The organism is Capsulimonas sp. (assembly GCF_039929585.1).
Lineage (GTDB): Bacteria > Armatimonadota > Armatimonadia > Armatimonadales > Capsulimonadaceae > Capsulimonas.
The window spans coordinates 1-11,955 of record NZ_JBDSQY010000259.1 but is presented as its reverse complement, the minus strand read 5'-3'; the positions used below and the strand labels follow the sequence as shown (position 1 = coordinate 11,955).

The following is an 11,955-nucleotide window of genomic DNA, read 5'->3' as shown; positions in this document are numbered from 1 at the left end:
TAACAATTATATACCCTATAGGGTATATAATTGTTATATTTTTATAACCTATAAGCAATAATTTTCGTTTATATTTATTGCTTATAGGTTATAAATTCACACGATGCACCGTGTCCGGCGAGAATGCGGGGAGGCAGACGGCGATGTACTGGGCGCCGGTGTCGGCGGGGGTGCTGTACTGGACCCACTCGCCGGCGGGGACGATAATCGCCTGGCCGGCGGCGACGTCGGTGTATGATCCATCCTGGGAGGTCACGCGCAGGCTGCCGTTCAAGACGAGCGTATATTCGGCGAATTCTGGGGTTTGGGCGGGTTCGGTCCAGCCGCCAGGGCTGGTCATGCGGGCGATGCTGAGGTCGGAGGTTTCGGAGTTCACGCGGCCGATAAATTCTTCGATCAGCTTGGGCTTGTTTCCTGCGGCTTCAATGACAGTGGGAGCGGCGATCAGTGTGGGCATATGTGTGATCCTCGGCAAGTGTAATTTATCCCATGGGGCATACCGCCATTATGGCGCATCCTCCGCGACATCAGAATACTTTAATCGCGCGCTAACCGTCCTCTCATGGGATAAGCGTTTTCTAATCCGATCCTAACGCCTCTCTAATCCTAATTCGGCTACAATCCCCCAGTCAATCTACGCGTTCCACAGGCGAAGCCCGATCCATGTCTTCCATCACTCTTTTCTGCGCCCAATACTTGTTCGTCGTTCCCCTCGCCTTGCTCCTTTGGGGCTGGCTGCGCGCGGACGCCGCCGGACGGCGCGTGCTCCTCCTGCGCGGCGTAATTGCGCTCGTGCTGGGCGTGGCGCTGGCGAAGGGCGGCGGCGGGCTTTACGACGATCCCCGGCCGTTTGTCGTGGGCCATTTCACGCCGATGATCGCCCATGCGCCGGACAACGGTTTTCCTTCCGACCATTCGCTGCTGGTTTTCTCCTGCGCCTTTCTGCTGTGGCCATTCGACCGGCGGCTTTCGGCGCTGGCGGCTATTGCTTCGGCGGCGGTCGGCGCGGCGCGCGTGGCCTCGGGGCTGCACCATCCCTTCGACGTTTTCGCGAGTGTCCTCTTCGCGGGCGTCGGATGCGCTCTCGGCGCGGCGCTGGCGCGATCTATTCCACTAAAATTCACGAAGAACGAGGCTGATTTGAGAAAGGCGACATCCATTGAAGAATAAAACACTTACTCCCATATTGACCCTGGGAGCCTTCGGGCTCCTGCTCGGCGCGGCGTCCATTCCCGCTCAGGCGGCGGAGCCGGGATATCATCTGGTCCGCAAGATCTCGCTGGAAGGCGACGGCGGCTGGGATTATCTGACGGTGGACAGCGCAAATCGACGGATTTACGTCTCGCGTTCGACACATGTCAACGTCGTGGACGAGGACACCGGCAAGACGATCGGCGATATCACGGGATTGAACGGCGTGCATGGAATCGCGGTGGACGGCAAGGCGGGACGCGGCTTTATCAGCTGCGGCCGCTCGAACAGCGTCACGGTCTTCGACTTGAAGACGATGGCGAAAATCCAGGAAATCCCGGTCGGCGAGGGACCGGACGCGATTATCTTCGACCCGGCGACGGAGCGCATTTTCACGTTCAACGGCCAGGGAAATTCCTTCACCGCGATCGAAGCGCGCACCGGCAAGGTCTTAGGGACTGTCCCGGTGGGAGGCCGTCCGGAGTTCGCCGTGGCGGACGGCAAGGGGCGTATTTACAACAACTTGGAGGATAAGGGAGCGGTGGTCGCAATCGACAGCCGCAAGCTGACCGTGGGCCAGCCCTGGCCGCTGGGCGCGGAATCGCCGTCGGGCATGGCGATGGATGTGAAGAATCATCGCCTGTTCAGCGTGTGTGATGGGGATAAAATGGTGGTGCTGAACTCGGAGACCGGCGCTGTAGTGGCGACGCCCGCCATTGGCGGCGGACCGGACGCCAGCGCGTACGATGACAAAGAGAAACTCGTCTTCAGTCCGAATGGCGAGGACGGCACGCTGACCGTGATCCGCGAAATCAGCCCCGACAAATACGAAGCGGTCTCCACGGTAGCAACGCAGACCGGTGCGCGAACTATGGCGCTGGACGCCAAGACCCACCACGTGTTCTTGATGACCGCGACCCAGCTCCCAGCCGATCCGGCGGCCCCGGCCGGCGGCCGTCGCCGGCGCGCCTATGAGCCGGGATCATTCACACTGCTGGAACTGGCGCCGTAGGAGGCAGCCCTCACCCCTCTCCCAATTCTGGGAGAGGGGTGAGGGCGTCCGGGGCAGGTTCTTACGCCCGTCGCTTCATAAACCATTTGCGCAGGGCGGCCTGGGCTTCGGCGGGCTTGCCTTCGGCTTCGTACGCCGCCATGTCATCCTCAAGAATCTTCAGCTCGGGATCGTTCGGCTTGTCGGTGTGCGCCTGCTCTAATGTCTGGCGCAGTACTTCCGTGAACTCCGCGGCGGATTTGTATGATGGCTGCTTCGGCATGACCGGTCTGGACTCTCTCATTGGCGAACCTCTCCTTTGCTCATCGCTCGAACGGACGGCTTCACGGATGCGAAGCCTGGAATAAAAAGCGAACTCAGTAAAAACCAGATAAAAACTTGGTAAAACGAAATAAAAAAGGCGTGGCTGAAAATATCAGCCACGCCTTTTCGCGGTTGCTTAGTAGCGATTGCCGCCGCCGCCGCCATAACCACCGCCGCTGCCGCCGCTGCTGCGACCACCGCCGCCGCTGCCGCCACGATCTTCGCGGGGCTTGGACTCATTGACCGTGAGGGAGCGGCCGTCGACGCTGCGGCCATTCATGGACGCGATCGCCTGCTGCGCTTCGTCTTCGGTCGCCATCTCCACGAAGCCGAAGCCACGGGATTCGCCGGTGTAGCGGTCGGTGATGACCTGGGCGCTCGCAACGTTGCCGACTTCGGCGAACAGTTGATTCAGGTCCTGGTCTTTGGTCTGGTAGCTGAGGTTACCAACATACAGTTTTGTCGTCATTTTGATAGGTGTCCATTCGATTGAAGCCTTTATTTCAGGGAACAGTTAGGCGACTGATGTGGAAGCGGATGGACGACGGCAAAACCGAAGGAATCCAACAGGAACACAGGAGAGGGCACAGAACCGATTACCAAAAACAATAAGCCGCCGAGCGTTTCTCGGCGTTAAGATAATTATACCACATCTCTGTCAATTATAAACAAGTATTTTTAACAGGGTCTAGAGAGTGCGCTGTTTTGGACGTCATTTAAACTTGCGCTCCGTATTGTTCACGAACACGCGCCCGCCTTCCGCGACGATCACTTTGTCGCCTTTAACCACGACCCCAAAGTCCTTGTCGTCAAGAAACAAGCGCCCATGGTTGTTGGACAGAGAGTATTCGGGGGCGTTTTCGCCCAAGGAGCCTGCCGGGATCATGACGACCTCCCCATCCACGGGCGCATCCATCATGATGCGCGTCCCGGCGAACATGGGCGACGACGGGCGGCAGCCGCCGACAGCGAGGCTCAGCAGAAGAACGCTTACGACGAATACGGTTTGTGAAATGTTTTTCAAATCACAGCTTCTCGGGATCGCGAATGACGCCGGCGAAGAGCAGCATTCCCGTTGTGTTATCACGAATGGCGCAGACGAAGGGATGGTTGACGTAAACGGATTTGCTCGTGTCCGGCCGCACGGCTGCCTTGGTCATCACGACCGCAGTCGCTGCGGCGGCGACCGTCCCCTCTTCGTCGACTTCCAGAACCGCTTTGTGCAGCACCTTTTCAATATAGTCGCCGTGCAGTCCCATCGGGGTGAAGTCGGCTTTCGGTTTGAGCGCCGGCCCCATCCCCAGCGACGCCAGCGAATCAGTGAGATCGATACTGTACGAGGCTTGGAAGCGAGGCATGGTGATCACAGTGTCCTGAGGTTGCAGGCTCGCAACCAACTGATCCCAGGTTTTCTGATCCAGGGATTTCACCCATGGGTCCAGCCCGGTGGCGTCCCTGGGAAGAACGATCAGGAGGCTCAGACGACCGCCGCCGTACGGCAGACTAACGGCCTGAAGCTTGTCGGTTTCCGCGTAGGCGAGGCTGGCTTTGCGGCGCATAAACGGCAGAGGCTTCACTTTGTCCTTCGTGATGATGAAGTTATCGTCATGTGTCGCCTGTTTGTCAAACGCATCCGTCCATTGCCCATGGAAGTACACGGCGTTGGTCAGCACCGCCGTGGCATCGACGACATCGGCCTTCGGAATAATCTCCTCAATCTTGCCCTTTGTCTTATCGCTCACCCAGCCATTGATCGTTTTCGCGGCGTCCGGGGTAGCGAAGTCCAGCGCCGTCGCCTGTCCGCCGTAGGCGTCGGCGCAGATCTTTTGGAAATCGCCATTCAGTGTGACGCCCTTCTTGACCCAAATCGCATTGGCGATCGCGATCTCCACCTTGGGATCGGCGCTTATCAGAGACGGCATCAGCAACGCGTTAGCCGCGTTCACATCTCCAATTTTGACGTCTTTGAGACCCAAGGTTTTGGCCATCGCGGTCTGCGTGTCGCCGCCCGCGCCGTTCATCGTCATCGACAGCGCCTCGGTCACGCTCAGCGGCGAGTAAAAAACGTTCCCGTTCGGCGACGCCTTCGCCAGAGGCTTCAGAAGACGAAGCCCAAAATCGGTGTTCGCCGCCGCGACTTGCTGAACACGCGTATCGGCGGCGACAGATTTCGCCTCCGCCTCCTTAACGCGGCTGTCCGCCGGCGGATTGCCCGGCGACGTATTGATCCCCGGTCCGCCGCATCCCGCGAGGAGATCGAGCGCCGCGCCGAGGCCCACAATTCCGAGCGCCCTGCCCCGCTTCAATGTCACTGTTCGCATGTCTGACTCCTGGAAGATTCGAAGATCGTCTGAGTATTCAAGAAATTATAGCGCCTCCGGATCGCGAATCACGCCGGCAAACAGTAAAGTTCCCGTCGCGTCGTCGCGAACGGCGCAGAAGAAAGGGTGATCCACGCGCATTGTGTCGATCGGCATTGGAACGGACTCCATCAAATCTTCTTCCGTGACGGCGGCGGCGATGGTTCCTTCTTCATCGACCTCCAGGATCGCCTTATGCCTGACTTCGCTGATCACGCTGCCGCCCAGTCCCATCGGCGAAAAGTCGGCGCCAGGCTGGAATGCAGCGGACATTCCAAGCGATGTGAGTGGTCGACTGAGGGCGGCCGCGTAAGAAGCTTTGAAGCGCGGCGCCGTAATCGCCATCTTGCTGACGTGCATTCCGCTGACAATCTTCCGCCAGGACTCGGCGTCCAGCGCATTCAAGAACTTCTCCATTCCCCCCTTCTCAAGCGGCAAAATAATATCGAAGCTCATACGGCCGCCGCCATACGGAAGACTGACTGCCTGGAGCTCTCTGTAAAACGCATGCGCGAATTCGCCTTGCTGGCTCATGAAGGGCAGCGTCTTCGAACGCGCCCCTGTTTGAAAGAAACCGTTATGCGTCGCTCTTTTATCGAAGGCGTTTGTCCATTTGCCGTGAAAATAAACGGCGTCTGTCAGCACAGTTTCCGAAGAAGCGATGTTATCCGATGACACGATCGAGTCGATCTTGTCCTTGGTTTTTTCCTTGACCCAGCGATTGATCGTATCCGCGGCGGATGGGGACGAAAAATCAAGAGATGTCGCCTGTCCGCCGTAAAACTCGGCGCATCGCTGCTGGAAATTAGCGTTCAGAGTGACGCCATGACGAGCCCAGAGAGCATTAGCAACGCTGAGTTCTACCTTAGGGTCGGCGTTCTGAAGCGACGGCAGAAGCAAGTCGTTCGCGGCGTTGATCTCCGCGACGGACGCGCCCGACATCCCAAGCGTTTGCCCTATCGCGGTTTGCGTGGCGCCGCCCGCGCCGTTCATGGTCATCGACAGCGCCTGACTGATGCCGAACGGAGAAATAAACACGTTCCCCGAGCCATTCTCTTTGACCAGGTCTTTGAGAAGGCGCAGACCAAAGTCCGTGTTTGCGTCGGCAATCTTCTGAACGTGAATATCCGCCTGCACGGCCTTCAAATCGGCTGCGTTTGCCCCGGTTATCTTCGAAGATTCTCTGTGTCCGCATCCGGCCAGAAACGCCGCCGCAGCCCATCCAACGCCCAAGGCCGCCATGCCTCGTTTTCGTGTCGCCATTTGCAAGTCCTCCTCTCAACTTAGTTCCGTTATGTGGAAAAAAGGTTCACGCGAGGGAGTAATGATTCTGCGCACAGACGGTCATAGCTTCTCGGGATCGCGGATCACGCCGACGAAGAGCAGCGTCCCCGTTGTGTTGTCGCGAATGGCGCAGACAAAGGGGTGATCGACGCGGAACACAATCGCGGGATCCGCGCTGACGCCGCCCGCCATTGGCGCCGCTGTCACGGCGGCGGCCGTTGTTCCCTCTTCATCCACCTGAAGGATCGCCTTATGCATGACCTTGTCGATATGGACTGGCTCCAGACACATCGGAGTGAAGTCGGCGCCTGCGTGGAACGCGGAACCCATCCCCAGGGATGTGAGCGGATCCGTCAAGTCGGCGGCGTAACTTACCTGAAAACGCGGCAGAGTGACGCTGATATTCTGAGGGTTCATCCGTGAGGTTAAATTGCTCCATCTCTTGGCGTCAAGCGATTTCACCACGGCGTCCAGGCCGTCCACGCGTTTGGGCAGCACGATGTCAAGGCGGAAGCGGCCGTCGCCGTAGGGCAGGCTCGCCGCCTGAAACTGATCCGTCTCCCGATAATCAACAGTGATGTCGTCTGACATTAACGGCAGCGTCTTTTCACGCCCTTTGGACAGATGAAAACGCCCGTTTTGCGTTTCGGATTTGTCGAACTCATGCATCCACATCCCGTGGAAGTAGACGGCGTTTGTCAGAACCAACCGCGCGTCATCGAGGTCGCTCGGAGCCACAATCCCATGGATCTCCCCCTTCGTCTGCTCGCTCACCCAGCTGTTGATTCTCTGCGCGCCATCGGAAGACGCCAAATCCAGCGACACCGCCCGGCCCTGATAGGACGCCAAGCACGTCTGCTGAAAGAGGGGTTTGAGCGTGGTGTGCTTGTCCACCCAAACGGCGTTTGCAACATTGATTTTGATTTGGGGATCGACGCCCGTCAGCGATGGGAGCAGCGATCGGTTCGCGGCGTTCACATCGCCGATTTTGACGTCTTTGAGGCCCAATGTTTTCATCATCGCGGTCTGTGTGTCGCCGCCCGCGCCGTTCATCGTCATCGACAGCGCCTGCGTGACGCTGAATGGAGAATAAAAGACATTCGCGTTCGGCGCCTCCTTCGCTAGAGGCTTCAGCAGGCGCCAGCCGAAATCGGCGTTGGCCTTGGCGATTTCCTGGACTCGCTTATCAGCGGCGACAGTATTGAGATCGGGAAGCGATATATTACGCTTGAGATTGGGAGGCGGTATATGCCTTGGCGCGGCATCTAATTCGCTGTGCGTCGGATCGATATGCGGCTGTGAGGAGATATGCGGCTGTGGCTGACATCCAGCGGCGGCCAGCGCCCCGAAGCCGACGATCCACGCGGCGCGGCTTTGCCGCCAATGTCGTTTCTTCATGAATATGTCCATCTCTCAAACAGAATTGCGCTTGATCAACGCAATGCCTTTATATTTTACGGCCGCTTCTTCACTCCTTACCGCTCGTTTCCGCCAAATCGTTCCGCCAGGCAAGCACTTGCGTCTTGTGTGAGGCCGACCATTCTCTCCAAAAATTCACGTACTTGGCTGTGTCCTATTCAAACACAGATGAGCCGAAGACGCCGCCGTCCACTTTGGCCGCCATGTACAGCGCACTCACAACCATATAACGGGCTCGCGGGTCGGAATCGTCGAGATCATCTAAGAGCGATGGAACGGAGCGCGGGTCGCCGATATAGCGAAGGGCCTGCGCCGCATTCTCACGCACGACACCCGATGGGTTCTTGAGCAGCCGGCAGAGTCCGGGAACAGCGGCGACGCGGCGATACTGGCTCAGGGCGGACGCGGCGTTTCCCGCCTCGGCGGATTTCGCGACGTGTGTTTTGGGATCGATCTGCTCAACGATCGAGGCGAGTTTGGGGAGAACATCGGGATCCTGAAGCGCGGCGGCGGTCACGACGGCTTGCTGCTGGAGAGCTGCATCCTCAGAACGGACAAGCTTCTCGACGACGGGGAGAACTTGGTTCAAAACAAATCCGTCCAGATCGGAGTGTTCAGACTCCCCCAGCGCGCTCCGCTCCTGCTTCATCAGGGGCAGAGCGGAGCGCCGTCCGTTGTCGTCCGCGGGCAGCGCCAGCAGACGCCCCACGTTCGCGTTCCGAAGAAGGTAATCAAAGCGCCGATCGTCCTTTTGCTCGGGGGCTGGTTTGGCGGCAAGCATCGCCGCCAGAACAAGCAGCGTCTTTCGAAGGGGCGTGGCGGAGGCGGGAAAGTCGGGGAGCGGCGCGTCCGTCAAAATGATCTTCGGTCCCGGCAAGTCCGGCCGGCTTGAGTGGACCGCGACGGAAAAGGGAGCAAAGAGCTGATAGAAACCGACGGCCTCGTCGGCGTCTTCGGGCGTGCGCTTCAGGAACACAAGAATACGCTCGCCGGAAACCAGTTCCGTGGTGGGATACCAGGTATTGCCGCCTGGCTTGGGCTGAAACTGAGAAGGGAAAACGATCTCGATGGTGGAGGAAGAGGAAGCGCCGCCTTTCAGGAAGCGCTCCACAACGCAGCTGGCGACCGCACGCCGCGCGGACAGATGGCCCTCATAGGCCGGCGCATCATAGGAAGAGCCGGCGGGCGCGCTGTACACGCCGTCGCCGAACTCCGCCAAGCCGCCCACATGAATATCTCCGACTTTGATTACGCAGACGGCGTCCGCGCGCGTCAGTGATTGCAGCAGATCTTCGCTGTCGCGGCCGCCCGCCCGAGCGCTGAGAGAACTCGTCAAGAGCGCTGCGACAACGAGCAGCGTCTGGGTCAATATTCGTTTCAACGGCATCCTCCACGCATCACCGGTGAGATTGACCCTGTGCGCGGCAGGATGCTTCAAAGGCAAGTAGGACTGCTAGGGACACGTCTGCATGATCGTCGCGGCGGGAGAGGATTCCCAGGAGAACAATGCGCGTTCGGTGGGTTCGGGGGCGGGCGCCCAGAATTTGGACCAGGCGATTCCCTGCGAGTTGCGAGATTTCCAGGCGGCGTCGGCGTTGGTCTGCATCCAGTCGTTGAAGGACGCATCGCCGGTCTTGGCGGCGTAGTAACCGGCCCAGCGGCACAGAATGCCCTTGAAGCCGGGGAGGTCGGTTCCGGGGCCGCCGCCGTACTCTTCATTGAGGATGCCCGGGGCGTTCTTGCCGCACAGGTCGTCCTTCGCGGTTTGGAGAGCCAGCTTGGCGTCGTCGAACCGGCCGAGCATCGTTGCGCCGCCGACGAAGGTTCCCTGATTGTAGGTGGACACCCAGGTGTTGATCTTGTGCTTGGTGCTGATGGAATCCTTGACGGCGTTCTTGGTGAGATCGCACATGATGGGGTTCTTCTCGTAGTTGTCGAAAAGATTCGTAGCGTACTCTTTGTATTTGTCGCCCTGACCGGCGTTGTAAAGCAGCATCGCGGCGATCACGCCGGGGCCATTCACGCAGCCGTTCTTTCCGCCCTTCTCAGTGGTCCACCAGAGGCCGGGGATTAGCTCCGTGTCGTAGGCGCGCGCCCAGACGATGTCGAAGTTGTTTTTGGCGTACTTCAGGAAGACCCGATTGCCGGTGAGGTTATAGGCGCGGGTGAAGGCCATGCACGCCCACAGGAGATCGTCGTTATAAATATTATCCGACCAGTCGCGGCCATAGGTGCGAATAAAACCGTTGCACAGCTCCGTGACCTGCGGTTTGTACTTCGGATTGCGCTCGGCGGCGTCCTCCACCGTCTCGATCTGCTCGGCGTACTGCCAGAAGTTGGTTTGGCGGCCGCCGGCGGTCGTCATGCGAAATGAGCCGAGACCTTTGTTGACTTTATAGAATGCGCTCAAATAGGAATCCATCGCCTGATCGCGGACCGCCGGTTCGGGCGACTTCGCCTGAGCGGCCGGACCGCTCACACCGAAAGCCGCCGCCGCGAGGAGGACGGCCGCAGCCGCCACAGTGTTCACATTCAACATTCATTCTCCTGATCGCCCTGGAACCATTTTCATCTATCTTATCATCAATCGGATGCCCCGTCAAGGCCCCAAACATGTCCCAGAACACTTTGACTAATTGGATTTGCGTTCTGGAGCCTTGTGCTCCTCTTCATCGTTTTTGACGATGCTGATGCTGCCGTCGCTTTCCATACAGGCGCGCTTGACCTCTTTGAGTTCCGTCATTCCCTCCAAGCGCAGCGCGGACATCAATTCGTCACGCGTGATCAGCTCGCGGCGCATGTTGCGATGATTGATCTTGCCATCTTTGACAAGTTCCAGCGTCGGAGGTTCCAAGATCTTTTGGAACCATTTGGATTTGAATCCGAGCCAGTCCAGCGCGAAGGCCCAGAAAATGATCGTCGCGACCAGCAAGAGGCCATCGGGGATGGATTTATGGTCGTTCGCCATCGCGTTCTGCGAGGCGTCGCCGAGCAGCACCACGACGAGCAGGTCGGTGACGCCCAGAGACCCCGCCTCGCGTTTAAGAATGACCCTCAGCAGGGTGAAGACCGCGAGATAAACGATCGTGCCTCGGATGACGATTTCGATGGGAGACACGGAAAATGTGAACGCCTGCGCCCAGTCGATGTGAAGCCATTGGTTCATGGGTAGAGTCTCCTTTCGGGAGTGAGAGCCTCCCTAACGTAAGGTACCCATACCAACTGCCAGGCAAGCGGCGTTTGAACGCGGGCGGCGGGCGGGTACGAACCGGACAGACTCTCATTCCGAATTTCTCGTTGGAATGGAGACCGAACTTTGACCTACGAAGGAGCGTGCAATGGATTCCCTGGCGATCACCAAGGCGATTGAAGATCAAGAATGGCTCGGTCCGGTGGCGGACGGCCTGCAAAAGGGCGTTGGGGCCGCTTATGAAGCGGGCGGAGATGCGGGACGCAAGGTCGAGGACGCGCTGCACGGCGTCTGGCTCGGACATCCGCTGCACGCGGTCTTGACGGACATTCCCCTCGGCGCATGGTCCGTGGCGGCGGCGCTGGACGTGATGGAGGCGGCGGGCAACGACAAAGTCGCGGCGGGGGCGGACGCCGCAGTCGGCATCGGCCTGCTCGGCGCGCTCGGCTCGGCGGTGACGGGACTGACCGACTGGTATCGATTGGACGGCAAGGCCACGAAACGGGTCGGCGGCGCACACGCCCTCATCAATATTACGGCCACGGCGCTGTACGGAGTCTCTTACGGGCTGCGCAAGACCGGCCACCGAGGCGCGGGCCGCGTGTTCGGCTTCCTCGGCATGGGCGTGGTCAGCGCGGGCGCATTCCTCGGCGGCATGCTGGTCTACGATCAGAAGATCGGCGTGGACCACTCCGACCGCGAGAAGTTAGAGGAAGACGCGGGCGACTTTGTCGACGTCCTCGCCTGGGACGACTTACCCGACGGCAAACCCACCCGCGTCGAAGTCAACGGCCACGCCGTCGTCCTCGTGCGCGACAGTGATAACGTACACGCCCTCGCAGACTCCTGCGCGCACCTCGGCGGTCCCCTCTCCGAAGGCAAGCTCTGCGACGGCGGCATCGTCTGCCCCTGGCACGAATCCCGCTTCGCCCTCACCGATGGCCGCGTGCTCGACGGCCCCAGCACGTTCAAGCAGCCGCATTACGAGACGAAGGTGGAGAACCGACGCATCCTGGTGAAGTACGGGGATACGGTGGTGGAGGGATAGTTCGCCAAACTTCGATAATAAGTAGGGCTTCCATTACCGATGCGGCCTGCCTAACCCCCCGGCGCTAAAGCGCTTCCCCCCTTCCCTGCAAGCTGCTTCGCAGTGGGAAGTGGGTGCTGATCACTTGGGCCGACATGGCTCTTGACAC

At 59.3% G+C, this 11,955-nt stretch carries 13 protein-coding genes; 3 read left to right on the top strand and 10 right to left on the bottom strand.

The annotated features are described in order from the left end of the window. Positions 1-88: 88 nt before the first annotated feature. Positions 89-457: a cupin domain-containing protein gene (locus ABIZ35_RS19895; protein ID WP_348221667.1), complete on the bottom strand. Its 369-nt coding sequence runs from the start codon at positions 455-457 to the stop codon at positions 89-91. Positions 458-663: 206 nt separating this feature from the next. Here ABIZ35_RS19895 and ABIZ35_RS19890 point away from each other — a divergent pair, with 206 nt between their 5' ends. Then, a complete protein-coding gene (locus ABIZ35_RS19890) occupies positions 664-1,170 on the top strand; it encodes a phosphatase PAP2 family protein (protein WP_348221666.1) in 507 nt (168 codons plus the stop codon). Next, positions 1,160-2,203, top strand: a complete 1,044-nt coding sequence (locus ABIZ35_RS19885; RefSeq protein WP_348221665.1) for a YncE family protein — start codon at positions 1,160-1,162, stop codon at positions 2,201-2,203. Before ABIZ35_RS19890 ends, ABIZ35_RS19885 begins: the two co-directional genes overlap by 11 nt. A 61-nt stretch (positions 2,204-2,264) precedes the next feature. Here ABIZ35_RS19885 and ABIZ35_RS19880 read toward each other — a convergent pair whose 3' ends face one another. The 9 genes from ABIZ35_RS19880 to ABIZ35_RS19840 form a co-directional block, all read right to left on the bottom strand. Beyond that, complete coding sequence (locus tag ABIZ35_RS19880; RefSeq protein WP_348221664.1) at positions 2,265-2,486, bottom strand: hypothetical protein; 222 nt, start codon at positions 2,484-2,486, stop codon at positions 2,265-2,267. Positions 2,487-2,642: 156 nt separating this feature from the next. Continuing rightward, the gene (locus tag ABIZ35_RS19875; RefSeq protein ID WP_348221663.1) at positions 2,643-2,975 is read right to left on the bottom strand and encodes an RNA-binding protein; all 333 of its coding nucleotides are present in this window, start codon (positions 2,973-2,975) and stop codon (positions 2,643-2,645) included. A gap of 243 nt (positions 2,976-3,218) precedes the next feature. Then, positions 3,219-3,530: a hypothetical protein gene (locus ABIZ35_RS19870; RefSeq protein WP_348221662.1), complete on the bottom strand. Its 312-nt coding sequence runs from the start codon at positions 3,528-3,530 to the stop codon at positions 3,219-3,221. A 1-nt stretch (position 3,531) separates the two neighbouring features. Further along, positions 3,532-4,827, bottom strand: a complete 1,296-nt coding sequence (locus ABIZ35_RS19865) for a serpin family protein (protein WP_348221661.1) — start codon at positions 4,825-4,827, stop codon at positions 3,532-3,534. Positions 4,828-4,872: 45 nt separating this feature from the next. Further along, positions 4,873-6,129 carry a serpin family protein gene (locus ABIZ35_RS19860; protein ID WP_348221660.1) on the bottom strand — a complete coding sequence of 419 codons (1,257 nt, stop codon included), beginning with the start codon at positions 6,127-6,129 and terminating at the stop codon, positions 4,873-4,875. Between the two features lie 81 nt (positions 6,130-6,210). Further along, positions 6,211-7,548: a serpin family protein gene (locus ABIZ35_RS19855; protein ID WP_348221659.1), complete on the bottom strand. Its 1,338-nt coding sequence runs from the start codon at positions 7,546-7,548 to the stop codon at positions 6,211-6,213. A 175-nt stretch (positions 7,549-7,723) separates the two neighbouring features. Next, positions 7,724-8,950: a HEAT repeat domain-containing protein gene (locus tag ABIZ35_RS19850; protein ID WP_348221658.1), complete on the bottom strand. Its 1,227-nt coding sequence runs from the start codon at positions 8,948-8,950 to the stop codon at positions 7,724-7,726. Between the two features lie 72 nt (positions 8,951-9,022). Beyond that, on the bottom strand, positions 9,023-10,108 hold the full coding sequence (locus tag ABIZ35_RS19845) for a glycoside hydrolase family 76 protein (RefSeq protein ID WP_348221657.1): 1,086 nt from the start codon (positions 10,106-10,108) through the stop codon (positions 9,023-9,025). Between the two features lie 93 nt (positions 10,109-10,201). Next, positions 10,202-10,735, bottom strand: a complete 534-nt coding sequence (locus tag ABIZ35_RS19840) for a YetF domain-containing protein (RefSeq protein ID WP_348221656.1) — start codon at positions 10,733-10,735, stop codon at positions 10,202-10,204. A gap of 172 nt (positions 10,736-10,907) precedes the next feature. On the opposite strand from ABIZ35_RS19840, the gene ABIZ35_RS19835 reads away from it, so the two are divergent. Next, positions 10,908-11,807, top strand: a complete 900-nt coding sequence (locus tag ABIZ35_RS19835) for a Rieske 2Fe-2S domain-containing protein (RefSeq protein ID WP_348221655.1) — start codon at positions 10,908-10,910, stop codon at positions 11,805-11,807. The last annotated feature ends 148 nt before the right edge of the window (positions 11,808-11,955 follow it).